At 62.6% G+C, this 24,515-nt stretch carries 25 protein-coding genes; 8 read left to right on the top strand and 17 right to left on the bottom strand.

The genetic code is table 11. The features are described from left to right. The first annotated feature begins 136 nt into the window (after positions 1-136). Complete coding sequence (locus BM160_RS16340) at positions 137-1,825, top strand: methyl-accepting chemotaxis protein (RefSeq protein ID WP_092007234.1); 1,689 nt, start codon at positions 137-139, stop codon at positions 1,823-1,825. A 131-nt stretch (positions 1,826-1,956) separates the two neighbouring features. On the opposite strand, the gene BM160_RS16335 is transcribed toward BM160_RS16340, so the two are convergent. From BM160_RS16335 to BM160_RS16305, 7 genes are all read right to left on the bottom strand, one after another. Then, on the bottom strand, positions 1,957-2,643 hold the full coding sequence (locus BM160_RS16335) for a DNA-3-methyladenine glycosylase I (protein WP_092007233.1): 687 nt from the start codon (positions 2,641-2,643) through the stop codon (positions 1,957-1,959). Positions 2,644-2,674: 31 nt separating this feature from the next. Then, positions 2,675-3,022 (bottom strand): SorU family sulfite dehydrogenase c-type cytochrome subunit, encoded by a 348-nt coding sequence (locus BM160_RS16330; RefSeq protein ID WP_092007232.1) that lies wholly within the window; start codon positions 3,020-3,022, stop codon positions 2,675-2,677. 44 nt (positions 3,023-3,066) lie between these two features. Continuing rightward, a complete protein-coding gene (locus BM160_RS16325; protein ID WP_092007257.1) occupies positions 3,067-4,278 on the bottom strand; it encodes a SorT family sulfite dehydrogenase catalytic subunit in 1,212 nt (403 codons plus the stop codon). Between the two features lie 54 nt (positions 4,279-4,332). Next, positions 4,333-4,911 (bottom strand): hypothetical protein, encoded by a 579-nt coding sequence (locus BM160_RS16320; protein ID WP_092007231.1) that lies wholly within the window; start codon positions 4,909-4,911, stop codon positions 4,333-4,335. A 1-nt stretch (position 4,912) separates the two neighbouring features. Further along, positions 4,913-5,461: an RNA polymerase sigma factor gene (locus tag BM160_RS16315; RefSeq protein ID WP_092007230.1), complete on the bottom strand. Its 549-nt coding sequence runs from the start codon at positions 5,459-5,461 to the stop codon at positions 4,913-4,915. 118 nt (positions 5,462-5,579) lie between these two features. Then, positions 5,580-5,981, bottom strand: coding sequence for an RcnB family protein (locus BM160_RS16310; RefSeq protein ID WP_092007229.1), 402 nt, complete (start codon positions 5,979-5,981; stop codon positions 5,580-5,582). 118 nt (positions 5,982-6,099) lie between these two features. Further along, entirely contained in the window at positions 6,100-7,311 is a 1,212-nt protein-coding gene (locus BM160_RS16305; RefSeq protein WP_092007228.1) for a multidrug effflux MFS transporter, read from the bottom strand. A gap of 132 nt (positions 7,312-7,443) precedes the next feature. On the opposite strand from BM160_RS16305, the gene BM160_RS16300 reads away from it, so the two are divergent. Further along, the gene (locus tag BM160_RS16300; protein ID WP_092007227.1) at positions 7,444-7,662 is read left to right on the top strand and encodes a SlyX family protein; all 219 of its coding nucleotides are present in this window, start codon (positions 7,444-7,446) and stop codon (positions 7,660-7,662) included. A gap of 5 nt (positions 7,663-7,667) precedes the next feature. Here BM160_RS16300 and BM160_RS16295 read toward each other — a convergent pair whose 3' ends face one another. From BM160_RS16295 to BM160_RS16280, 4 genes are all read right to left on the bottom strand, one after another. After that, positions 7,668-8,372, bottom strand: a complete 705-nt coding sequence (locus BM160_RS16295; RefSeq protein WP_092007226.1) for a 2-dehydro-3-deoxy-6-phosphogalactonate aldolase — start codon at positions 8,370-8,372, stop codon at positions 7,668-7,670. 31 nt (positions 8,373-8,403) lie between these two features. Next, a complete protein-coding gene (locus BM160_RS16290; protein WP_092007225.1) occupies positions 8,404-9,291 on the bottom strand; it encodes a 2-dehydro-3-deoxygalactonokinase in 888 nt (295 codons plus the stop codon). Positions 9,292-9,648: 357 nt separating this feature from the next. Next, positions 9,649-10,341 (bottom strand): NAD-dependent epimerase/dehydratase family protein, encoded by a 693-nt coding sequence (locus BM160_RS16285; protein ID WP_255368962.1) that lies wholly within the window; start codon positions 10,339-10,341, stop codon positions 9,649-9,651. Beyond that, a complete protein-coding gene (locus tag BM160_RS16280) occupies positions 10,241-11,971 on the bottom strand; it encodes a DEAD/DEAH box helicase (protein WP_092007223.1) in 1,731 nt (576 codons plus the stop codon). Before BM160_RS16280 ends, BM160_RS16285 begins: the two co-directional genes overlap by 101 nt. 354 nt (positions 11,972-12,325) lie before the next feature. On the opposite strand from BM160_RS16280, the gene ettA reads away from it, so the two are divergent. The 6 genes from ettA (at position 12,326) to BM160_RS16250 (ending at position 18,960) form a co-directional block, all read left to right on the top strand. Next, positions 12,326-13,987: an energy-dependent translational throttle protein EttA gene (ettA, locus tag BM160_RS16275; RefSeq protein WP_092007222.1), complete on the top strand. Its 1,662-nt coding sequence runs from the start codon at positions 12,326-12,328 to the stop codon at positions 13,985-13,987. A gap of 142 nt (positions 13,988-14,129) precedes the next feature. Further along, positions 14,130-14,672 carry a DUF1415 domain-containing protein gene (locus BM160_RS16270; RefSeq protein ID WP_092007221.1) on the top strand — a complete coding sequence of 181 codons (543 nt, stop codon included), beginning with the start codon at positions 14,130-14,132 and terminating at the stop codon, positions 14,670-14,672. Positions 14,673-14,717: 45 nt separating this feature from the next. Further along, a complete protein-coding gene (locus tag BM160_RS16265; protein ID WP_092007220.1) occupies positions 14,718-17,054 on the top strand; it encodes a DUF1631 family protein in 2,337 nt (778 codons plus the stop codon). 136 nt (positions 17,055-17,190) lie between these two features. Further along, positions 17,191-17,568, top strand: a complete 378-nt coding sequence (locus BM160_RS16260) for a COG4315 family predicted lipoprotein (RefSeq protein WP_092007219.1) — start codon at positions 17,191-17,193, stop codon at positions 17,566-17,568. A 36-nt stretch (positions 17,569-17,604) separates the two neighbouring features. After that, positions 17,605-18,117 (top strand): RNA polymerase sigma factor, encoded by a 513-nt coding sequence (locus BM160_RS16255; protein WP_092007218.1) that lies wholly within the window; start codon positions 17,605-17,607, stop codon positions 18,115-18,117. A 3-nt stretch (positions 18,118-18,120) separates the two neighbouring features. Then, complete coding sequence (locus tag BM160_RS16250; protein ID WP_092007217.1) at positions 18,121-18,960, top strand: anti-sigma factor family protein; 840 nt, start codon at positions 18,121-18,123, stop codon at positions 18,958-18,960. Between the two features lie 6 nt (positions 18,961-18,966). Here the strand turns inward: BM160_RS16250 and BM160_RS16245 are convergent, their stop codons facing one another. The 6 genes from BM160_RS16245 to BM160_RS16220 all read right to left on the bottom strand — a co-directional run bounded on the left by BM160_RS16245 (position 18,967) and on the right by BM160_RS16220 (position 24,512). Continuing rightward, the gene (locus BM160_RS16245; protein WP_092007216.1) at positions 18,967-20,175 is read right to left on the bottom strand and encodes a M20 aminoacylase family protein; all 1,209 of its coding nucleotides are present in this window, start codon (positions 20,173-20,175) and stop codon (positions 18,967-18,969) included. 22 nt (positions 20,176-20,197) lie between these two features. Next, positions 20,198-21,580 (bottom strand): TAXI family TRAP transporter solute-binding subunit, encoded by a 1,383-nt coding sequence (locus tag BM160_RS16240; RefSeq protein WP_092007215.1) that lies wholly within the window; start codon positions 21,578-21,580, stop codon positions 20,198-20,200. Positions 21,581-21,727: 147 nt separating this feature from the next. Further along, positions 21,728-22,033: a copper-binding protein gene (locus BM160_RS16235; RefSeq protein WP_092007214.1), complete on the bottom strand. Its 306-nt coding sequence runs from the start codon at positions 22,031-22,033 to the stop codon at positions 21,728-21,730. 20 nt (positions 22,034-22,053) lie between these two features. Beyond that, complete coding sequence (locus BM160_RS16230; protein ID WP_092007213.1) at positions 22,054-22,551, bottom strand: DUF411 domain-containing protein; 498 nt, start codon at positions 22,549-22,551, stop codon at positions 22,054-22,056. Positions 22,552-22,581: 30 nt separating this feature from the next. Next, a complete protein-coding gene (locus BM160_RS16225) occupies positions 22,582-23,094 on the bottom strand; it encodes a cupredoxin domain-containing protein (RefSeq protein ID WP_092007212.1) in 513 nt (170 codons plus the stop codon). A 20-nt stretch (positions 23,095-23,114) separates the two neighbouring features. Then, the gene (locus BM160_RS16220) at positions 23,115-24,512 is read right to left on the bottom strand and encodes a multicopper oxidase family protein (protein WP_092007211.1); all 1,398 of its coding nucleotides are present in this window, start codon (positions 24,510-24,512) and stop codon (positions 23,115-23,117) included. Between the last annotated feature and the right edge of the window lie 3 nt (positions 24,513-24,515).

Below are 24,515 nucleotides of genomic sequence, written 5' to 3'. Positions count from 1 at the left end.
CCGATATACAGAGGTGGGTATTCGTCAACGGCATTGCCTCTCCGGTCCGGAGTGCGCGATGGCCTGGGGGCGGGCGCCTGCAAGCACCGCCGTGTCAATCCGCTGTCATGCGGCAAATTTTTAAAAGAAGAGAGTCATGAGTTTGAAAAACCTGAAAATCGGGATGCGCTTGGGTCTGGGCTTTCTCGCCATGCTGTTGCTGATGGCCTTTATTGCCGGCATCGGCATCTGGCGTTTGCAGACCGTGGCCGATGCGACCCGCGACATGATGGAACTGCCGCTGGCCAAGGAACGCATGATCAGCGATTGGTCCCGTCTGGTGTATGTCGGCGTCACACGTACCAGCGCCGTCGCCAAGAGCAGCGATCCGTCGCTGGCGGCATTTTTTGCCAAGGACTCCGCGGCCTCATCCTTAGAGGCCAGCGCGTTCACGAAGAAGCTGGAGCCGCTGCTGACTTCCGATGCGGAAAAGGCCGGCATGCAGGCCATGCAGGACAAGCGCAAGCCCTATGTGGCGGCACGCGACGCCATCTACAAGGCCAAGGCCGCAGGCGACAGCGAGGAAGCCGCTCGCCTGATCGAGGTTTACTTGCCTCTAGGCGCCAGCTACCAGTCGGCCTTGCAAGACCTGGTGGACTTGCAGCGCAAGAGCATCGATGGCATGGCCGGCCATGTTGACGAACTGGCGCAGGCCAGCCGCACGCTGATGGGCGTGCTGGGCCTGCTGGCGACGGTGTTTGGCGTGGTATGCGCCTGGCTGCTCACCCGCAGCATCACACAGCCGCTGAGCCAGGCGTTGAAGCTTGCCGAAACGGTGGCCAGCGGCGACCTGAGCAGCACGATTGTTGTGAACTCTCGGGACGAAACCGGTCAGCTGATGCAGGCCCTGAAAGCCATGAACGACAGCCTGGCCAAGCTGGTGGGCGAAGTGCGCCAGGGCACGGACACCATAGCCACCGCCTCGGGCCAGATCGCCGCCGGCAACCAGGATTTATCCTCGCGCACCGAAGAGCAGGCCAGCTCGCTGGAAGAGACCGCCGCCTCGATGGAGGAGCTGACCTCCACGGTCAAACAAAACGCCGACAACGCGCGCCAGGCGAACCAGCTGGCGGTGTCCGCCTCCAGCGTCGCCGTCAAGGGCGGCAGCGTGGTGTCCCAGGTCGTGGACACCATGGGCTCCATCAACGCGTCCTCGCGCAAGATCGTCGACATCATCGGTGTGATCGACGGCATCGCCTTCCAGACCAACATCCTGGCCCTGAACGCCGCCGTGGAAGCGGCGCGGGCCGGCGAGCAGGGCAGAGGCTTTGCCGTGGTCGCCGCCGAAGTGCGCAACCTGGCGCAAAGAAGTGCGGCAGCTGCCAAGGAAATCAAGACCCTGATTGATGACTCGGTCAGCAAGGTCGAAGAAGGCTCCAGCCAGGTGGCTGAGGCCGGCAAGACCATGGACGAGATCGTGGACAGCGTCAAACGCGTCACCGACATCATGGCCGAGATCACCGCAGCCAGCCAGGAGCAGACCTCGGGCATAGAGCAGATCAATCAAGCCATCACGCAGATGGACCAGGTGACGCAGCAAAACGCCGCCCTGGTGGAAGAGGCTGCGGCGGCCGCGCAATCGCTGCAGGAGCAGGCCAGTGGCCTGTCCCAGGTGGTGAGCGTGTTCAAGCTCGATGGTGCGCAGGCGCAGCCAATCCATGTGGCCCAGGCCAGGCGCGCTATGCCGGCCAGGTCTGCCAAACCCGGCGCGGCCCCGCGACAGCCGCCGACGCTCAAGCCGGCGATTGCCGCACCGGCCGCCGCTGGGGACTGGGAAACGTTTTAAGGCTGCTCAGAGATCGGTTGGCGCGGCCCGCCCTAAAAGGCTTCTTCTGTTTGGCAGATAGGCAGATGTAGCTCTCTGTCTGCACCATGGCTTGAAGGCCTACCTTTGCACGCCTCTCAAGCCACGCCGCCTCAAGGCGGCGTGAATGCCGCCCGCGCTGCCAATGCGGCCTGGCGACTGGCGCAGCCTTCGTGGTGGTCATTCACCAGGCCCATGGCCTGCATGAAGGCGTACATGGTGGTGGGGCCGACAAAGGACCAGCCACGTTTTTTCAGGTCCTTGGACAGCAGCGTGGAGGCGGGCGAGGTACTGGCCGTTTGCAGGAATTCCATGTCTATGCGTGCGGGCCGGCTGGCTGCGGTTGGCTCCAGGCGCCAGACGTAGGCGCCCAGCGAGCCGAACTCGCGCCGCAATTCGAGCACGCGCCTGGCATTGTTGATGGTGGACACGATCTTGCCGCGGTGCCTGACGATGGCGGCGTCGTTGACCAGGCGCTGGATGTCGGTGTCGTCAAACTGCGCCACCTGCTCGGCGTCGAAGTTGGCAAAGGCCTGACGAAAGCCTTCGCGCTTGTTCAAAATGGTCAGCCAGCTCAGGCCGGCCTGAAAGCCTTCCAGGCAAATTTTTTCGAATAAGCGGCGCTCGTCCGCCACCGGAAAGCCCCACTCGTTGTCGTGGTAGTGACGGTAAAGCGGCGTGGCCCGACACCAGGCGCAACGAGGCTGGCTGGCGTCGTCGATGAATAAGCCAGCCGGCGTTTTGATGGCTGCTGTTGCAGCGTTTGAGGTGTCGGGTGTGTCGGAAATGTCAGAAGCCATGCCGGATTTTAGGCATGGCTTGTGACCTGGTTTACTTCTCGCCGCCAGAGGCCCGGGAGACGTAGTGGGCTAGTGCGGCAATCTGGGCTTCCGACAAGGTTGCCTTGAAGGACGGCATGGAGCCAATCCCATCGCGCAAGGCCTTGCTGACGCGGGCGGAATTTGGCTTGAGCTCGTCAAGCACCGGTCCAACCGCGCCTTCGGCGCCTGCATCCTTGAGCGTGTGGCAAATGGCGCAGGCCGGCACAGACGTGGCGAAGAGCTTTTTTCCCAGTTCCATCTGGGCCGGGTCGGTGGCCGCCAAGGCCGGCAGGCAGGCCAGCGCCAGCAAGGGGGCGGAAAGGGTGCGCGCCAGGCGCGCGGAAGAGAAGGAGTTCATGGTTCTGATATTGGATGGCATGGATAAATGGATGGCGGCAGGCCTTAGGCGACCGTGACCTTGACGGCGTGATCGGCCCAGCTGGTGTTGTTGTAGCCACTCTGGTTTTCGCCGCGGCTTTCGGGCTGAACGTTGCCGGCTGCATCGGTGGCACGGCTGGCCAGGCTGTAGGTGCCGGCGGGCAGGCGTGCCTGCAGCACAAACTGGCGCCAGGCGTACTTGCCCAGGTCGGGGCCGACCAGGCGAGCGGTTTGCCAGGTCTTGCCGCCGTCGATAGACACCTCAACCCCCTTGACCGCATTCATGCCTCCAAATGCCACGCCGTGGATTTGCGCCAGGCCGGCCTTGAGCAGCCCGCTGTCCGGATGAGGGGAGTTGATCCATGACTTGACGGTCATCTCCTGCACCGAAGGCTGGCTTGGGTCGCCCTTGCCACCGGGTGGCGAGATGCGGTAGCCGTGCGACATGATCTTGGCGTCGCTCTCTTTCGCCGTGAAAGCCAGCTGCTTGATGTACTTGATGTTGTTGACGCCGGTGTAGCCTGGCACGATGAGGCGCAGCGGGCCGCCGTGGGCCAGCGAGATAGGCGCGCCGTTCATTTCCCAGGCCAGCATGGCATCGGCCATGGCCGCGGCCGGCACCGAGCGCTCGACGATGATGCTTTTTGGATCCAGGCCGTCGGGCAGCTTCTCGCCGCCTGTGCCTGTCATGTAACCCATGCCGGCGTTCACGCCGCCCAGGGCTTCAACAACCGCGCGCACCGGCACGCCGCTCCACACTACACAGCCGGCGGCGCCCACGGTCCAGGGCGTGCCACTGGGCTTGCTGGGGAAGAAGCCGCGGCCGTTGCCCGAGCACTGCAGCACCATGGCCACGGTTTCCAGGCCCATGGATTTCAGATCGCGCACCGTCAGCTTGCGTGGGTTCTTCACGCCTTCCAGCGTGATTTCCCAGGCATCGCGATCGGCCACGATGGAGGCATCCGGCGTGGGCAGGTTGTTGCGCAGGTAGAGCTGCTCGGCCGGCGTGATGACGCTGGTGCCGAAAGCGCCGCGCTTGGTTTCTATGGTGGTGCTGCTGTGCACGATGATGCTGGATGCGTCTTTCCATCCGACAAAGGCTGGCAGGGGCTTGACAGCGGCTGCTGCGGTCTGCGCCATGGCGCCTTGCGTCCAGCTGGCCAGGCCGACGGCGGCCAGGGCACTGGCGCTACTGGCCAGCAAATGACGACGGGGCAAAGATTGGGGCGTATTCATCTGGGTTGACTCCATGTGGTTGAGTTGAGGACAGGGGAAAAGGGATTCGCCGGCCTAGCTGGCCGACTTGGTTAAGGTGTTTTGCGCCACGGCCAGGGCCTTTTTCTTCTGTGCCACCAGCACCAGCGGCTTACCGTCGCGCGAGGTCAGCACTTGCCAGTAGACATCGTTCCACCAGCCGCTGTCATCTTTCAGCGTGACCGGCTGGTCAAAGGCAAACACGGTCACCATGCCGCCCTTTTCAAAAAAGGTGGTCAGGTGATAGGCCAGGCGGCCATCAATGTCGCAGGGGCGCATTAGCTGCGGGTAGCCGGGAATGGCTTGCTTTGGTGTCAGTCCCAGGTGGGCGAGAATTTTTTCGCTGTCTATGAAATTTCCGCGCAATGTGCGTTCGTAATATTCATGTTCAATCGCGCTGCGTACCAGCTCGGGCGGGCGCATGGCCAGCACGGTGCCGGCACCGGTGCCACTCAGCAGCAGGGCCGCCAGGCCGCGCTGAAAGCCGCGCCGCGACAGCAGCGGGGTGTTTCTGAACAGCTGCTCGGGTGGCTGGCCGGGGTCAAAGGCCAGCGCCAGCTCGGCGCGCACGCGCAAGTCGAAGGCGCTGTCCTGGAATTCGGGTAGATCTTTCATGTCAGACCTTTCTGAGCACGGCAAGCGATGCTGTGGCGGTTGTGGGCGCAACTGGCTTGCGGGCCGGTGCTGATAAGGCCGTCTTGAGCGCCTCGCGGGCGCGTGCCAGGCGCGACAACACCGTGCCCGGTGCGATGTCCAGTGCCTCGGCCATTTGCGCCGTCGGCATGTCGTCGAAGTAAAACAGCACCAGCACCTCACGGTGTATCGGTGCGATGCGGGTCAAGGCCTTGACCACGTCCAGCTGGTCGTCCAGGCCCTCGGGTGAGGATTTCTCGCAGGCCAGTTCGCTCTCTTCGTCATGGCCAAAAGACTGCGTCCCCGGCACCACATGCCGCAGCGCGTGACGCCGCATGATTCTGAAGAGCCAGGCCCGCGCCAGTTCCGGCTGGCGCAGTTGGCGCCGGTATTTCCAGGCACTGGTGAAGCAGTCCTGCACCACATCCTCGGCAATCGCCCGCGAACCCGTCAATCCCCACGCGCTGCGCAGCAGAAAGCGATAGTGCTCGCGCACCCATTGGTTGTAGCGGGACTCGGCCGTGAGGATCATGCGTATAAGAGCGTGGCTTGCGGGACTTTATTCCATAAGTTTGAAAATATTTTTTAGCGCTTGACTCAGAGCGCCCAATCAGGGCTGATTTTGGCAGCAGCCCGGCTTGATGGCTGAATTAACGGCTGAGTACCAGTTGCGCAATCACGCCGGTGGCGATGGCGATCAGCGCGTAGTCTGCGCCCACTTGCACCCAGGCCTGGCCACGAGGCGGCGGGCTCAGATGATGGCCGCGCCAGTTGTTCACCATGTAGCGCTGGTTGCGGTACTGCATGGGGATGTGGCCGCCGCGATAGAACTGCGGACCACGCGCGCCCATGGGCCTGTCATAGCGCGCATCGCGATGATCGAAGTGGCGCGGGCCGGGGCCGTAGCCAGGCCGGTTCATGGGCGCGCGCTGGTCGTAGTGCTGCGCCTGGCCGCCGCCGGGGCCGCGTTGCTCATAGCCTTGTGCGAAAGACAGGGAGCCAAAGCCCAGGGTGGCGACGGTGATGGCGCAAACAAGTGTGGTCGATTTCATGAAGGTCTCCTGTGTGTAGCTGAGTCTTCATGATCTGCCGGCCGGGTGTAGGCGGCGCAAAGCCCCCGCTGTCCTTTTGTAAAGTGTCGTTGCCAGCTGTGGCCCAGCCAGCCTGGCCTTAATCTGATTTGTGTTGATGGGTGGCGCCGGCCTCGCTGCCTCCCAGCGTGGCGCGGGTCATGGCCAGGGCCAGCAGCGCGCAGCCGGCGATGCCGGCCACCATGGGGCGGGCCGTGCCATCGACAAACAGACCCACCAGCGCCATCACCGCTGCGCCGATCACGAACTGCAGCGTGCCCATCAATGCCGAGGCGGTGCCGGCAATGCTGCCATGCTCTTCCAGCGCCAGCACGGCAGTGGTAGGCACGACCAGACCCAGAAAGCCAAAGCCTATGAAGAGCAGGACCAGCATGACATCGAGCCGCACCACGCCCAGCAGATTGAGCACCAGCAGCAGCGCCATCACCAGCGCATAAGCGGTGACGGCGAACTTCACGATGGGCACCAGGCCAAAGCGCGCGGCCAGCCGGCCGGTGAATTGCGACACGCCTATGAAGGAGGCCGCGTTGGCGGCGAAGGCCAGGCTGTACTGGCGTGGCGTCAGTCCGTAGTGGTCTATCAGAATGAAGGATGAATTGGCCAGGTAGGCAAAAAAGCTGGAGATCCCGAAAGCGCCTATCAGCACCAGCCCCATGAAATGGCGATCACGCAGCAGCACGCCGTAGGCTGACAGGGCGCTGCCCATGCTGCTGTGCACGCGCTGCTCCGGCGGCCGGGTTTCGGGCAGGCCGGTGGCCAGCAGCACCAGTCCAACGGCCGCTGCGATGGTGACGGCCCAGAACACGCTGCGCCAGCCGAAGGATTCGATCAGCACGCTGCCGACCAGCGGCGCCAGAATCGGCGATACGCTGAACACCAGCATCAGCAGCGACATCAGCCGCGCCGCGTCGTGGCCGGTATGCAGGTCGCGCACGATGGCGCGCGGCACCACCATGCCGGCGCAGGCGCCCAGGCCCTGCACAAAGCGCAGCAGCACCAGGGTCTGGATGTCTGGCGCCAGCGCGCAGCCTATGCTGGCGGCGGCAAACAGCAGCAGGCCGAAATAAAGCGGCGCCTTGCGCCCCACCATGTCGGAAACCGGGCCGTAGATGATCTGGCCTATGCCCAGCGAGATGAAAAAAGCCATCAGGCTGGCTTGCACCGCGCCCATGGAAGCGCCCAGGCTCTGGCCAATCGAAGGCAGGGCGGGCAGGTACATGTCGATGGCGAAAGGGCCTATGGCGGACAGCAAGCCCAGGACCAGGGCGGCGTGCAGGAAGTTCTTTTTCATGGAGCAGAATTTTTTGACAAACCCGGCATGGGTGTTGCCGGCGGCCGTTTACCCCAACATGGGATAAGCGCCATCTTTGAGAAGCGTTGGAGGGGGGCTGGGCAGCCTGAAAAATTCGTGTCCAATAGACGCATGGAACACTCTAACGATATTGAAAAACGCCTGACCGATCTGGAAATCAAGGCCAGTTTCAATGAGGACTTGCTGGATCAGCTGAACCTGGTCATCGTGCGTCAACAGCAGCAGCTCGACAGCCTGATTCGCGAGCTCACCCAGCTCAGGCAACAAGCCCCGGAGGCCGAGGCCGGCCGCTTCAGCCGGGCGGTCGACGAGCTGCCGCCACATTACTGATCTGATCAGCACCCCAGGCCGGCAAAGCCAGGGGCGGCTGCGCTGGCGCTAAATTCTAAGGAAAATAGGGCCTGAGCCCTCGTCGTACCTGCGCAAGCAGCTATGAACTTAATAGCATTTTCACCCACTTCGGCGGCCGACATGCCCGGCTTGTAAAGGGCTGAGCCTATACCAAAACCATTGGCCCCGGCGGCCAGATAGGCCGCCATATTGTCTGGCGTGATGCCGCCTACCGGCATCACCACCGTGCTGGACGGCAGCACGGCGCGCAGTGCCTTGACGATGGCCGGGCTGATCATTTCGCTGGGGAAAAGCTTCAGGCCAGTGGCACCGGCTTCCAGGGCGCCGAAGGCTTCGCTGGCGGTCATCACGCCGGGCAGGCAGATCATGCCCAGGCGGGCGGCTTCCTGCACCACGGCCGGGTTGAAGTTGGGCGAGACGATCAGCTGGCCGCCAGCGGCCTGCACCTGGCGAACGTCTTCGGCGCTCAGCACGGTGCCGGCACCAATCAGGGCTTGCGGAAAGGCCTTGGCCATGGCGGCAATGCTTTCCAGCGGCTGCGGCGAGTTCAGCGGAATTTCTATCAGCGACCAGCCGGTGGCGACCAGCGCCTGGCCGACGGGCAGGGCTTCTGCCGGCTGTAGGCCGCGCAAGATCGCGACCAGGGGAATGGTTTTCAGGGCGGCGGAGAATTTTTGCTGGGCATTCATGAGGTGTTTTTTCGTTCAGTGAGTGAGAGATTCAGGCGCGGCTCAGGGTCTGGGCGATGGCGTGCAAGCCTTGCCAGGTGGCGTTGGAGCCGACCCGCTGGACAGATACGCCCAGGTGCGCCAGGGCTTGCTGATAGCGCGCCGACAGGCTGTCATTGGCCATGACGACGACCGACTCGCCGGGCTGCAGCGCTTGCGACTTGAGTTCTTCGCCTATCACCAGCCCGGAGAGATAGCTGGGCAGGGCCTCGGCGGGCAGGCGTTTGAACAGCGCTAGGGTGCGCATGCTGAAGGCGGTGTTGAGCAGACTCTGGCTGCGCAGCGCGTGGACCACGCCCTGGTCAAAGGCGTCGGCATCCGGCGCCGGCTCGCCTTCGGGCAGGCTGCGCGCCAGCAGCGAATGCTGGCGCAGCAAGGCGTAGAACTCGCCGGTCATCCAGCTGGAAAAGTCGGTGATGCGGCGCTGCTCCACGCGCACCCATTTGCTGTGGGTGCCGGGCAGTACCAGCTTGGCGTCGCTTAGCCCCAGCAGTTGCAGGGCGCCAAACACCTGGGTTTCCTCGCCCCGCATCACATCGGGCGCGCCGCCCGTGTCTATGCTCAAGCCGGGCACGATGGCGATGCGGCCGGCTTCCACCCATTGCAGCTGGGCGGCGATGTCGTCAAAGCCGGCCGGGCAGGGGCAGTAGGCCGCTTCGCGCCAGCCTTGCTGGCTGCCGGCCATGCCGGAGATCAGGCAAAGGGATTGCGGCGTCATCCAGTCGCCGAAACATTCATCAAAGACGGCAGGAAACTGGCCAGGCGCGACGCTTAGGATGCCGCGCGCCAGCGAGCGCTCTTGCAGCACCGCACCGTTGGTGTCTATGAGCGCGCCGCGCAGCGAGGAGGTGCCCCAGTCCAGGGCCAGCAGCGGCCTCATGGGCGCTCCTTGGCGATGCGGCGGCCAGGCGTGGTTAGCTCAAATCTTGGGGAAGGCATGAAATATCCTGAAATGCAGTGGCTTGGCGCGTGCGCCCTGACTGGTGTCAATGGCGTCCGGGCGTGAAATAGGGAGGGCGAAAAGTCGGTGAGCGTCTGCTGACGATGCGCCGGGATTCGAGTCGCCAATGGTACTCGCCCCGCTCAGCGCCTTTGGTAACCGCTTGGTACCCGCGCGGCTGGACTATGCGGCTTGGGCGGCTGGCCTTTGTGGCTATCTTCAGAGAGTAGGTTGCTATAAAAATACTAGCTGCTTGCGCCCGTGTTTATTGGGCTGCAGGCATTATTTTTATAAATTTCAGGCGCAGGGGCTCGTTGCCTGGTGCTGGGCCATATCGGCCGACAGCAAAAGATGTCGTCCGGCGCGTGCGGACTGCAGCGTGTCAACCAGCGCGAGGGCGACTTGTTGTGCGGCGATCGGCCGGTAATTGGCGGGCAGCAGTGGGCTCAAGCATTTGAAGGCGCGCGCTGCCCATTGCTCGCCGGCACGTTGGCTTTGCTTGAGCGCCGTGCGGTCACCTGTCAGCAGGGCCGGGCGGGCGATCACCACGGTGGTGTAGCCCAGGCCTGAGATGGCGGCCTCCATCACTCCCTTGACGCGGTTGTAAAACAGTGGGGAGCGGGGATTGGCGCCCATGGCGCTGACCACGCCCAGGCGACTGGCGCCGCCAGCACGGCCGGCGCGGGCCAGGGTGAGCACGGCATCGAGGTCGACCGCTTCAAAGGCCGCACGGCTGCCGGCGACCTTGATGGTCGTTCCCAGCGCAATGAAGACCTCATCGACCGGCGGCGCGACAAAGTCCTTGAAGAACTTTGTCAGGTGAACCACCAGCCTGGGGTCTTGTTGCTCGGGAGCGCGGCGGCCCACGCAGTGAACCGCCGTATAGCGCTTATCGGCCAGTAAACGAGCCAGGACCGCCTGGCCGACGAGGCCCGTTGCCCCGGCCACCAGCGCCACCCGCGCCGCCGCCACCGGAGCGGTTGCCGCCACGGAAGTTGCCGCGGTTGCCGCCAGTGGGTTGGCCGGAAGAGGGGAATCCTGAGGAGGCGTGGCTGGCTGGCTGCTGGTTGTCGAAATCATGGTGTGGCTGGCTGTCACGTTGTTGACGGGGTGCCTGCGCATGGGCGTTACGTGGCTGGCCCGAAGGCTGTCCACCTTGTGAATAGCCAGCGTTCTGGCGTGGCTGGGCTGGGCCCGGGCCGCGGCGTCCGCCAGCACCACCGCCGTTACCACCATTGCCGCCATTACCACCACCGGCAGGAGCGCGGCCGCGGCCAGCGCCACCACCGCCACCGCCAGCATTGGCGCTGCGCTCGCCGCCACGGCCCGACTGGGGTTTGTTTTCGCGGATACGCGTCATCATTTCGCTGCGGGCGGCCTTGGCGGCTGCCTGCATTACGTCGCGGCTAGGTGGTTTGCCCAGGCCGCCCCAGATGGTCTGGCGGCCCATAGCCAGTGGCTCGGCTTTTTCGCCGGGATCGGCTTCAAAACCAGGCACCACGACCTTCTCGATGTTTTGCTTGGTGAAGCGCTCGATGTCCTGCATGAAGCCTTCTTCGTCCAGGCAGACCAGGCTGACGGCTTCGCCGCTGTTGCCGGCGCGGCCGGTGCGGCCGATGCGGTGAACGTAGTCTTCGCTGACGTTGGGGATTTCGTAGTTCACCACGTGCGGCAACTCGTCGATGTCAATGCCGCGGGCGGCAATGTCGGTGGCTACCAGCGCGCGGATGTCGCCGTTCTTGAAGCCTTGCAGGGCCTGGGTGCGGGCGGTCTGGCTCTTGTTGCCGTGCAGCGCCATGGCGGGAATGCCGTTTTTGGTCAGGTGCTCGGCCACATTGTTGGCGCCGAACTTGGTGCGGGTGAACACCAGCACCTGGCTCCAGTTGTGCTCGTTGATGATGTGGGTCAGCAGCGCCTTTTTCTTGGCGCGGCCCACCGGGTGAATGGTTTGCGTGATGCGCTGCACCGTGGTGTTGCGCGGCGTGACCTGGATGGACACCGGATTGCGCAGCAGGCCGTTGGCCAGTTCGCGGATTTCATCGCTGAAGGTGGCGCTGAAAAGCAGTGTCTGCTTTTGCTTGGGCACCAGGGCCAGGACTTTCTTGATGTCGTGGATGAAGCCCATGTCCAGCATGCGGTCGGCTTCGTCCAGGATCAGGATTTGCACCTGGCTCAGGTCCAGCGTGCCTTGGCTCGCATGGTCCAGCAGGCGGCCTGGGGTGGCCACCAGAATGTCCACGCCGCGGCGCAGTTTTTCGATTTGCGCGCCCATGCCGACGCCGCCAAACATCACCATGGAGGTGAGGTCCAGGTATTTGCCGTAGGTGCGTACGCTTTCTTCCACCTGGGCCGCCAGCTCGCGCGTCGGCGTCATGATGAGAGCGCGTACGGCGTTGACGCCGCGGCGGTTGGTCAGACGGGGTTCGGTGGACAGGCGATGCAGCAGCGGTAGGGTGAAAGCCGCGGTCTTGCCGGTGCCGGTCTGGGCGCCGCCCAGCAAATCACCGCCGGTAAGCACGGCCGGAATGGCCTGTGCCTGGATGGGCGTGGGTGAGTCATAGCCCTGTTCGAGCACGGCTTTAAGAATGGCCGGGGCCAAATTCAATTCTTCAAATGTCATGGTGTTGCGCCGCTCGGGCGCTATAGATCGGCCTGTTGGGTGCCTTGTTTGGAGGCAACCCGCCAGTCATAGGCAGATGGGATCAGGAAGTCGGGCTGAAAACACCGGGAGTAGTTACAGCAATGTAGTACTCAAAATGTGCCCAAATGTTGAGGGCAACTGGAGCCAGCAACCCATGTATTGTCGCACGGAACGATAATCTAGGTATTCACGCCAGAAATCCACCTCGATTTGACAGGGTCCGGCGTGTGGTTTAGCCCGCAAGAAAGCTGCAAACAAGGCCTGCCAGCAGGCAGCATGCAGTCTCTTTCCTTGCGCCGTCCTCCCTATTCATTCGCTTATTACTTGTAAAAAATGGCTCAATACGTTTTCACCATGAACAAGGTCGGCAAGATCGTGCCGCCCAAGAGGCAAATTCTCAAAGAGGTTTCCCTCAGCTTTTTCCCCGGCGCCAAGATCGGCGTGCTGGGCACCAATGGTTCCGGCAAGTCCACGCTGCTCAAGATCATGGCCGGCCTGGATACCGAAATCGAAGGCGAAGCCACGCCCATGCCTGGCCTGAACATCGGCTACCTGCCGCAGGAGCCCAAGCTGGACCCCGAGCACACGGTGCGCGAAAGCGTTGAGGCCGGCATGGGCGCGGTATTTGCCGCCAAGACCCAGCTCGAAGCCGTCTACACCGCCTATGGCGAACCCGATGCCGACTTTGATGCGCTGGCCGCCGAGCAGGCTCGCCTGGAAGCCATCATCGCCACCGCCGGTACCGATTCCGAGCACCAGCTTGAGATCGCTGCCGATGCGCTGCGCCTGCCGCCCTGGGATGCCAAGATCGGCCTGCTCTCGGGCGGTGAGAAGCGTCGCGTGGCTTTGTGCAGCCTGCTGCTGTCCAAGCCCGACATGCTGCTGCTGGACGAGCCCACCAACCACTTGGACGCGGAATCGGTCGACTGGCTGGAACAATTCCTGCAGCGCTACTCAGGCACCGTGGTGGCCATTACCCATGACCGCTACTTCCTGGACAACGCCGCCGAATGGATTCTGGAGCTTGACCGCGGCCACGGCATCCCCTGGAAGGGCAATTACAGCACCTGGCTGAGCCAAAAGGGCGAGCGCCTGGCGCAGGAGCAAAAGGGCGAGGAAGCCCGCGCCAAGGCCTTGAAGAAAGAACTCGAATGGTCGCGCCAGAACCCGAAAGCGCGCCAGGCCAAGAGCAAGTCACGCCTGGCACGTTTTGAGGAGCTGTCCGATTTCGAATACCAGAAGCGCGTGGAAACCAACGAGATTTTCATCCCCGTGGCCGAGCGCCTGGGTAATGAGGTCATCGAGTTCAAGAACGTCAGCAAATCGTTTGGCGAGCGCGTGCTGATTGACGATCTGAGCTTCAAGGTGCCGGCTGGCGCCATCGTCGGCATCATCGGCCCCAACGGCGCCGGCAAGTCCACGCTGTTCAAGTTGATTGCCGGCAAGGAGCAGCCAGACAGCGGCGAAGTGGCGATCGGCAAGACCGCCCGCATGGCCTTTGTCGACCAGCACCGCGATGACCTGGCCAACGAAAAAACCGTCTGGGAAGATATCTCCGGCGGCCTGGACCTGCTGACCGTCGGCAAGTTCACCATGCCCAGCCGCGCTTATGCCGGCCGTTTCAACTTCAACGGCGCCGACCAGCAAAAACGCGTTGGCATGCTGTCGGGCGGCGAGCGCGGTCGCTTGCATCTGGCCAAAACGCTGATCGCTGGCGGCAACGTGCTGATGCTCGATGAGCCGTCCAACGATTTGGACGTGGAAACCCTGCGCGCGCTGGAAGATGCGCTGCTGGAGTTTGCCGGCTCGGTGATGGTGATCAGCCACGACCGCTGGTTCCTGGACCGTATCGCCACGCACATTCTGGCGGCCGAGGGCGATAGCCAGTGGACCTTCTTCAACGGCAACTACCAAGAATATGAAGCCGACAAGAAGAAGCGTCTGGGCGAAGAGGGTGCCAAGCCCAAGCGCGTGCGTTTCAAGGCTTTGCATTAATGCCCCCACGCTTCCCCACTGCGTGTGGGTCGCTGCCCCCCGAGGGGGCCGTTGCGCCTGCGGTCTGGCGGAGCCAGTCCCGCGGCCCCTGCTTGGTTGATGAGCCCTCGTGGCCGTTGCGTGTGGCTCCCCGGAGATGCTTATGACCGACGACGAAGTCCTGATTCAAACCCGGCACTGGCTTGAAAAAGCCGTGATCGGGTTGAACTTGTGCCCGTTTGCCAAAGCGGTTTACGTCAAAAACCAGGTTCGCCTGGTGGTGAGCAAGGCGCGCCATGCCGACGACTTGCTGGAAGAGTTGGACCGCGAGCTTGAGCTGCTGGTGGCAACGCCGGCCGAAGAGGTGGACACCACGCTGCTGATTCACCCCACGCTGTTTGACGACTTCCTGGATTTCAATGATTTCCTGGAGATCGCTGAAGGCGTGGTCGATGAGCATGGCCTGGAGGGCGTGGTGCAGCTGGCCAGCTTTCATCCGCAATTCCAGTTTGATGGCACCGAGCCGGACGACATCAGCAACTACACCAACCGCGCGCCGTTTGCCATCTTGCATTTGCTGCGCGAAGACAGTGTGGAGCGCGCGGTGGCGGCCTTTCCCGATGCCGACGCGATTTTCGAGCAGAACATCGCGACCTTGGAAAAGCTCGGACATCAGGGGTGGCAGGACCTGGGCCTGAAGCCCTGACACCGCAGCTGTGGCGCCCAGGGCCTGCGTGCCCCGGGGCGTTTCATGTGGATGCCACCATGTTTTGTGATGCTGGTTTTTTGCCTGAAAGGGGCCGCCAAAGCCATGTCTTCTTCATCCCAAGTCTTGCCGGACGCTTACCAAGCTTGTCTTAACGAGAGCTTCAGACAGTCTCCATTGTTGATGGAACGTTGGTGTGCAAGCTTGGTGGAGCGCTTGTATGAGCGCTCCCTGCAGGTTCCCGATGTCACAGAAAAACGCCGGCTGCAAAATGCCATTGCCGCACTCAAGCAGAACCAGCTCACCCTTGTACAGGGCTTTGCGAGCGAGCTGACCAAGGCCATCGCCGAGGATACGCGGCCCGGTTTGCTCAAGAAGTCTGACGGCGCCACACGCTCCTTCTCGTCCATGAGCTTTGGTGAGCTCGAGCTGATGGGCGATCAGCAGGTCCAGCAGGCGGTAGACAGCGCACGCTTGCAGCAAACCGTCGCCTTGGCTTGCGAAGCCGGTCTGTCTGGTTTTTCGGCGCGCCTGAGTACGGTGCAAGGCTTCAAGGTGGTCAAGTCGGACAGGAATCCGCTGCGACCCGAGATCGTCTCGCAGGCCTTGCTCAGGCTGCTGCAGAGTCTTCCGGTTGGCAGCGATGCGCGCACGCTCTGGCTGATTCATGGCGCGCAGCCCATGGGCGATGAGCTGCAGTCACTGTATGTGTTGCTTGATGACTTGTTGGCCGGGCAAGGCGTGGCGCTGGCTGCCTATGGTGTGCTGGCCTCGCCAGAGAGCCATCGTGAAAAGTCCGGCAGGTCTGCGCCAACGGCCGCCGTGCCGGCTGAAACCGGGCGCGAGTCCGTGCTCACACTTGATCATTTGCGGCATTTGCTGGCGGGCAATTACGACGGTTACTTCAAGGGTCGGTCTTTGGCCGCTGACCATGCATTGGAGCCCAGTGTTTATCCGGACTTTGCCCACACACTGCCGGCGGCGCTGGATGTGCTGGCGGAGCTTGACATCAAGAGGCCGCCCACGACGAGCGCCAAGGCAACCGGCTTGGCTGCTCCGCAGCCACTGGCGCAGTTGCGCGAACATCTGAAAACAGGCGCCAAAAGCCTGGGTCAGTCGCTGGCGGTCGAAGTGGTCAGGCTGATGATCGAACAAATGACGCAGGACAGGCGCTTGCTGCTGGCGGTCAGACAAGTCATTGCCGAGACCGAACCGGCATTTTTGCGGCTGGGGCTGACGGACCCGCGTTTTTTCAGCGACAAGAGCCACCCGGCACGGCGCCTGCTTGATGTCATCACCAGTGCCAGCCTGGCCTACGCCAGCGAAAATGCGGCGGGTTTTTCCGGCTTCATGGAAAACCTGCGTGCGGTCGCCGCCTTGCTCACCGAAGAACACGCTAGCGATGCCCGGCATTTCGCTGCCTTGCTGGAGGACTTTGAGCATAAGCAGGCCAGCTATAACCGGGAAGCCCGCGAGTCCCAAAACCGCGCCGTGCAGGCCTTGCTGCAGGCCGAGCAGCGCAACTTGCTGGCGGAAAAAATTGCCGCTGAAATCAGGGGGCGCGCCGACTTCGTTCCTGGCAATCGCATCATCACGAATTTTCTGACCGGCCCATGGGCGCAGGTCATGGCCAAGGAGCGCCTGCTCGGTGAACATGGTGGTCTGGGGGCCAGCAAGGCCGTGTTCAGCCTGACCTTGGGCGATGTGTTGTGGAGTCTCAATCTGGCCCAGATAGCCAGTCATCGCAAGCGCTTTCTCAAGGTCGTTCCTGACATGCTGGCTTCTTTGCGCGAAGGCTTGCTGTCCATCGACTATCCGCTGGCGGACTCCAGGCCATTTTTTGATGAACTGATGAAAACCCATCAGGCCGCCCTCAGGGGCACGCCGCAGGCGCATGAAGACCTGAGCCGCGGCCATCACCATCTTGAGGAAACATTTGCCGCCGGGGACCTGGCTGGCATGACTCAGCCCTGGCTAGCGCCTTCCGAAGCCCAGCATTCCGGCTTCATGGACGACTGGGTCGCTCAGAGTCAATCCAGCTTTGAGTCAACCCAGCTGCAGTTGCACGAAGACGCCGACCCCATTCCAGCAGCGCCGCCTGCTGCCGATGCGAGCCCGGCCCTGCAACTGGGTGACTGGGTAGAGCTGCTTGTGGACATGCAATGGTTGCGTGCGCAGCTGACCTGGGTCAGTCCCTACAACACCTTGTACATGTTCACCAGCAAGGGCGGGCGTCAGCATTCCATGACTAGCGGCGTGTTGCAGCAGCTGCTGGTAATGCAACTGGTCAAGGTGATCAGTCAGCAAGGTGTGCTTGAGGGGGCGCTGGACGGCGTTGCCCGCACGGCCATGCGCAACAGCTTGGAGGGCAGCGGCTCTTAGTGGCAGGCCAAGGGCCGCGGTGGTTGGTTTCGGTCCAGCTGGATTTATTTTTTCAAGAACTTGAAGATGGCCGGAATAAAAGGACAAGCTGTTGCGTCTATCGCAGTGTCTCTTTTAACTTTTTCAAGGAAAACCCATGAAAATCCGTTTGATTCCAACACTGGCCCTTTCCCTTCTTGCTCTGGCTTCAACTTTTTCCCAGGCTGATATGGCTGTCAAAGGCTCTGCCGGGCTGATGGTCAATAGCACCGGCATGACGGTCTACACCTTTGACAAGGATGTGGCGGGCAGCGGCAAGAGTACTTGCAACGGCCCCTGCCTGACCCTCTGGCCTGCCGTCATGGCCACGGCGGATGCCAAGCCCCAGGGTGACCTGAGCATCGTGACGCGTGACGATGGCGGCAAACAATGGGCCTACAAAGGCAAGCCGCTGTATCTCTACTCGGCAGACGGCAAGCCCGGCGACAAGATGGGCGACAACTTTAAAGACGTGTGGCACGTCATCAAGTTCTAAAACTGCGCTGCTAAACGCTCGGCTTCACACTGACCCATGCGCGCCCAGGACGAAACCGACATCGTTGCCTGCATTCCCAGTCTGCGTCGCTATGCGCGCGGACTGACGGCGGATCGTGATCGCGCCGATGACCTGGTGCAGGACACGCTGGAGCGCTCCTGGAGCCACTTTTCGATGTGGCAAAAGCGTGGCGAGATCCGGGCCTGGATGTTCGGCATCATGCACAACGCCTTTGTGGATCGCCTGCGCTCCCAGCGCTCGCGCCCCGAAGACGGCGCTGGCGACGCGCTGCCGGAGCTGCCCGAGCGGGCCACCCAGGCCGATCGACTTGAAGTGCGTGACCTTGACCGGCTGCTGCAGCGTCTGCCTAACGAGCAGCGCGAGGTGCTGCTTTTGGTCGGAGTTGAGGAGTTCAGTTATCAGGAGGTTGCCAGCACGCTAGGCGTGCCCGTCGGCACAGTGATGTCTCGCCTGTCACGGGCGCGCGAGCGTTTGCGCGCCGAAATGGAGGGACGCGAGATGGTCAGCAAAATTCAGCGCGTCAAATAAGTCATGGACGAAATCAAATCCCTCGCGTCCGCGGCTGCGGCGCCCATCACCGAAGCGGATCTGCATGCTTATGTGGATCAGCAGCTGACTGCGGCACGTCGCCTCGAGATTGAACACTTTCTGGCCAGCCGCCCCGATGAGCGTCAGCGTGTGCTGGCGTGGCAGCGCCAGAATGAATTGCTGAGAGCCTGGCTTGATCCCGTGGTGCGGGAGCCGCTGCCGCTTCGCTTGCCGCTCAAGCCTGAGGCCACGCCATGGCCTTGGGGCAGTTTGGCGGCAGGCATTGTCATTGCCGCAGTGAGCGCGGGCTCGGCCTGGTTTGCCCGTGGTGCCATGGACAGCGGCGAGGCACGCCTTGCCGCTGCCAGCCCAGGCATGTCGGCTGGCGCGCTGGTTTCTTCGGCCAGTTTGCCGGGCTTCGCGCAGCGTGCGGCCATCGCCCACCTGGTTTACAGCCCCGACCTGCGCCGCCCGGTAGAAGTAGGCGCCGACCAGGAGCAGGCCCTGGTGGCCTGGCTAAGCAAACGGCTGGGTACGCCGGTGCATCCCCCGTCCCTGAGTGCCCTGGGTTATGAACTGGTGGGTGGCCGCTTGCTGCCAGGCGGCAAGGGCGCGGTGGCGCAGTTCATGTACAGCACGGCCAGCGGCCAGCGCCTCACCCTGTATGTCACGCGCGAGGCCGCCGGGCAGGAGACTGCCTTCAAGTTTGGCCAGGACGGCGCGGTCAACGTGTTTTACTGGGTGGACAAGAATTTTGGCTATGCGCTGTCGGGCGGCGTAGACCGCAAGGAGCTGGCGCGTGTCGGCCAAGAGGTCTACCGCCAGCTTGAACCCACTTTATAAATCGCCTCAGGCCTGGCTGGGCTGGTTCAGCCAGCGCTTGGCCAGTTGCACCCAGTAAGTGCCGCCCAGCGGAATCAGCTCGTCATTGAAGTCGTAGTTGGGGTTGTGCAGCGTGCAAGGGCCTGCGCCGTGGCCCATCTCGCGGTGAGCACCGTCGCCGTTGGAGATGAAGCAATAGGCGCCGGGCTTGGCCTGCAGCATGTAGGCAAAATCTTCCGCGCCCATGGTGGGTTCCTGCGCCAGCACCTGGTCGGCGCCCACGATGTCGCTCATCACCTGGCGCGCAAAATCAGCTTCGGCGGCGCTGTTGACGGTGGGCGGGTAGTTGCGAACAAATTCGAATTCGCATTGCGCTTCAAAGGCCGCGCAGGTGTGCTCGGCAACCTCTTTCATGCGTTTTTCAATCAGGTCCAGCACCTCTATGCTGAAGGTGCGCACCGTGCCCTGGAGTTCGCAGAAGTCGGGCACCACGTTGGTGGCCTCGCCGGCGTGGATCATGGTCACGGAGATGACGCCGGCATCCACCGGTTTCTTGTTGCGGCTGATGATGGTCTGAAAGGCCTGCACCATCTGGCAGGCCACCGGCACCGGGTCTAAGCCCAAGTGCGGCATCGCGGCATGGCATCCTTTGCCGCGAATGGTGATCTTGAACTCGTTGCTTGAGGCCATGACGGGGCCGGCGCTGACGGCGAATGTACCTACCGACGCACCGGGCCAGTTGTGCATGCCGAAGACGGCTTCCATGGGGAATTTCTCGAACAGGCCATCCTTGATCATTTCGCGCGCGCCGCCGCCGCCTTCTTCGGCCGGCTGAAAGATCAGATAGACCGTGCCGTCGAAGTCGCGGTGCTTGGCCAGGTGTTGGGCGGCGGACAGCAGCATGGCGGTGTGGCCGTCATGGCCGCAGGCGTGCATCTTGCCCGCGTGCGTGCTGGCATGGGCAAACTGATTGAACTCCTGCATGGGCAGGGCGTCCATGTCGGCGCGCAGGCCCACGCCGCGGCCGCACTGGCCGGCGTCGCGTCCCTGCACTATGCCCACCACCCCGGTGGTGCCCATGCCGCGGTGAATCGGAATGCCCCACTCGGTGAGTTTTTGGGCCACCACATCGGCGGTGCGTACTTCCTGGAAGCACAGCTCGGGGTGGGCGTGCAGGTCGCGACGAACGGCGGCGATGGCCGCTGCATCGGTCAACAGCGAGTCAATGAGTTTCATGGCGGTGCTCCTTAAAAACGGGTTAAAGCAAACCCGTCGTTGCCGGGCTTGCTGGGGTCAAATTAGGTCTTTGCAGCTTCTTGCGCACCAGCTGAATGTTGCCGCGCAGCGCGTACAGCTCGTCGGTGTAAGACAGCGGCACGCTGATTTTCTCGGCCCTATGTTCCAGGCGATTGAGCTCTTCAAGCAGTGTATTTTGAGTGGCGTTGTCGCGGCTGCTTTCAATGCGGTTTTCAATCTCCCTGAGCTGGCCGTACCACCTGAAAATGCGTGAACGCACGCGAAAGGCGTAGAGCGGCGGAATGATGCGCGTCAGCGGCAGCATGACGGCCAGGATGATACCCATGACCAGCCACATGCGATCGACCAAGTTGGCGACCCAGAAGGGCAGGTAACGCTGAAGAAAAGGTTTGTCGTCCTTGATGCTGCGCTCGGCCTCGGCCGCAATCGGCAATTCGTTGTTGGACAGGTTGGGGAAATCGCGGGCGCGCCTGAACCAGCCGGCGCCGCCATGAATCTGTTTGCCGGCCTGCACAAACAGCTGCAGCAGGGCCGGGTGGGTGCCCTTGTGATTGATCAGCGCCGTGGTGGGCGCCACCAGGTGCACGTCTTGCGGCGGAATGTTGGCCGCCAGATCAACCACGCCGCGCGGCAGCACGACCGGGCTCAGAAAGGCAAAGCGCCGCGAATAGGCCTCGCTTTGCGGGAAGTTCATCAGCTTGATGCCTGGCGTTTGCAGCAGCATCTGCACCATCAGCGATTCGGGCGCCGAGGCAAACACGATGGCGTCCAGCTTGCCTTCCAGCAAGGCCATGGTGGCGGGGGTCTGCTCGAGCCCTGAAATGCTCAAGCTCGATAGCTCCACCTTGTTGCTGGCCAGCAGCCGCATCATCAGGTTGGGGATGCCGCTGCCGGCGGTGCCGGTGTTGACGCGCAAGCCCTGCAACTGCGTCAGGGCATCCAGGCTGGCCCCCACGCTGGTCCTTGTACCGGCCGATTTCGCTACCGCGCCTTCCCGGTAAAACAACCACACCGGCTCGACAAAGAGGCTGCCCAGCGACTCCAGCTTGTCTTCGTCTGCGGGCTCCACCTCACTGGTGCCGCCCTGCACAAAACCCAGGTCGGCCTGGCCATTGCGCAGCAGCTGCAGATTGTCGGCCGAGCCCTGCGAGGGCAGCAAGGTGACGGTGATGCCTTCCTGGGCCAGGAGTTTGGCGTAGCGTTTGCCGAACTCCTCATAGGCACTTTGCGCCGGCCCGGTGGCCAGCGTGACGCGCTTGGGCGGATTGGGGTCCAGCCACCAGTAAGCCAGCACCAGCAGCGTGATGCCCAGTAGCGCGAACGGTCCGACGGAGATGGCCAGATCGCGCAGCGAGAGCAAGGTGTAGCGTATGGTTTTTGGCATGCCTGAATCTTAGAACGTTCTTGGCATGAGCCAGGCTGAGACTGGCTTTGCGGGCCAGTATTTTGGCCTACAGGCCAATAGGGACGAGCGCAAGCAGCTATTGAATTGATAGTTGCTTGCGCTTGCGCTTGCGGATAGGCTGGCCGCTTATAAAGCCGGCTCTATCGAGAGCACGGTCAGCACGCCGTTGACGTTGTCGGCGGTAAAGCGCACCTTGTCACCGACTTTGACCTGGTCGAGCAGCGCGCGCTCCTTGACCTGAAACACCATGCTCATGGGCGGCATGTCGAGGTTTTTGATCTCGCCGTGCTTGAGCGCGATCTTGCCGGCTTCTTTATCGACCTTGCGGACTTCGGCGTCGGCTTGCGGCAGAGCGCTTTGGGCAAACGCCGCAAGCGTTGCGAAAGTGGCCACGGCCAGCAAGCTGGCCTTCAGGGGGGTGAGGTATTTCATGGCTATGACTTTCAGAGCGCTCAGACGGTTTTCGCGCGGTGATAGCTTTGGTAAACACGGGTGCTGCCATCGGTGTTGATGAGCAGCACGTCATAGGGGTCCTGGCGACCGCCATATTCCGGCCCATCCATGCCGGGAGAGCCTATGGGCATGCCGGGAACGGTCAGGCCTATGCCTGCCGGCCGCTCCTTGATCAGGCGCTGCACGTCGCCGGCCGGCACATGGCCTTCCAGGGCGTAGGCGCGTCCCTTCACTATCAGCTGCGCGGTATGGCAAGAGCCCAGTTTTTGCGGCACGCCCATGCGGGCTCTGGCAGCGGTGTTGCCGGTGTCGTGCACCTTTACGTCAAAGCCGTTGGCCTGCAGATGCTTGACCCAGTCCTGGCAGCAGCCGCAGTTGGGGTCTTTCCAGACTTCGACGCGGGGCTTGGCCTGCGCCATCAGCGTGGGGCTCAGCGTGGCTGCGGCCGCCAGGGTCGTCAGCGTGGAGATGGCTTGAATCAGTTGTCGTCTTTGCATGGTGGTTTTCTTTGTCGGTGGTGTCAGTGGTTATTGGGAGGCGCGTGCTGTGACGCTGATCTTGCCGACCATGCCGGCCTGGAAGTGGCCGGCGATCAGGCAGGCAAAGTCAAACTCGCCGGCGCGGTTAAAGGTCCAGACCAGGTCTTGCTGCTTGCCTGCGGCCACATGCGCCATATAGGGCTCGTCATGCTCCATGGTCGGAAATTTTGCCATCATGGCGGCGTGCGCCTCGAGGTCCTGGCGAGTGCCTATGACCATCTCGTGCCGCAGCTTGCCTTGGTTGCGGATGACGAAGCGCACGGTTTCACCCTGCTTAAAGGCCAGCTTGTCGGGTGTGAAGCGCATGTTGTCGTCCATCGTCAGGGTCACGGTGCGGGTGACCGATTTGGCGTCGCCGGCCACCCCCCATTCCTTTTGTTCCTTTTTGACGGCCGCCGGCTTGGCCCCGTCATGGCCTTCATTTCCATGGGCAAAAAGGCCACTGGCACTTATGGATAGGGCGCAAGCCGCTATTAATTTGAGAGTTTTCTGGTGTTTCATGGAAGTTTTCATGGGCGTGATTAATGATGGCCGGCATGGCCAGCGGGTTTGCGAATCTGTACTTCGGTGCTGACGGGGGCTGATGCCGGCGTGTTGCCGGCGCCGGCTGGCTGGCGTGCCGGATCGGGCAGGGCGCCCGTCCATTCAAAGGCCTGGCTGCCGGGCGGCTGCTGGTACCAGCCCGGGTTCTTGTAGTCGCCGGGCTTTTGATCCTTGCGCACCTTGAGCACGCTGAACATGCCGCCCATCTCCACGCCGCCATAGGGGCCTGTGCCCGTCATCATGGGCGCGGTGTTGTCGGGAATCTGCATTTCCATCTGCCCCATGTCGGCCATGCCGCGCTCGCCCATCACCATGTAGTCGGGCAAGGCTTTTTGCAGTTTTTTGACCAGACCTCTGTGGTCCACCCCAATCATGGTGGGGACGGCGTGGCCCATGGCGTTCATGGTGTGGTGGCTCTTGTGGCAGTGAAAAGCCCAGTCGCCTTCCTCGTCGGCCAGGAATTCAATCTGCCGCATCTGGCCGACAGCGATATCGGTTGTCACTTCGGGCCAGCGCGCGGCCATGGGCCAGGGCCCGCCGTCGCCGCCCGTGACCTTGAACTCATGGCCGTGCAGGTGGATGGGGTGGTTGGTCATGGTCAGATTGCCCACGCGTATGCGCACCTTGTCGCCCTTGCGCACGTTGAGCGTGTCTATGCCCGGAAAGATGCGGCTATTCCATGACCACAGGTTGAAGTCCGTCATGGTCATGATCTTGGGCGTCGCGCTGCCGGGCTCGATGTCGTAGGCATTGAGCAGAAAGACAAAGTCGCGGTCCACGTCCTCAATCAGCGGGTGTTTTGCCTTGGGGTGGGTGACCCAGAAACCCATCATGCCCATGGCCATTTGCGTCATTTCATCGGCATGTGGGTGGTACATAAAGGTGCCGGGGCGGCGTGCCTCGAATTCGTAGACAAAGGTCTTGCCGACGGGAATGGCCGGCTGGTTCAGGCCGGCCACACCGTCCATGCCGTTGGGCAGACGCTGGCCATGCCAGTGCACGCTGGTGTGCTCGGGCAGCCGGTTGGTGACGAAGACGCGCACCCGGTCGCCCTCCACCACCTCTATGGTGGGGCCGGGCGACTGGCCGTTGTAGCCCCACATATGGGCCTTGAAGCCCGGAGCCATCTCGCGCACTACCGGCTCGGCCACCAGGTGAAACTCCTTCACGCCCTGGTTCATGCGCCAGGGCAGGGTCCAGCCGTTCAGGGTGAGTACGGGCTTGTAGGGCCGGCCGTTTTCCGGCGTCAGCGGTGGCGCGCTGTCGGCGCTGGTCATGATGACCGGCTCGGGCAGGACGGCCATGGCCACTTTGCTGACCGATGCGGCGGCCACTGCCGAGACGGCCGCGCCACTGAAAAAATGTCGTCGATTCATGAA

Source organism: Polaromonas sp. OV174, assembly GCF_900112285.1.
In the GTDB taxonomy this organism is placed as follows: domain Bacteria; phylum Pseudomonadota; class Gammaproteobacteria; order Burkholderiales; family Burkholderiaceae_C; genus Polaromonas.
The sequence above is the reverse complement of the archived record's forward strand: the minus strand, read 5'-3'. Positions and strand labels throughout refer to the sequence as shown.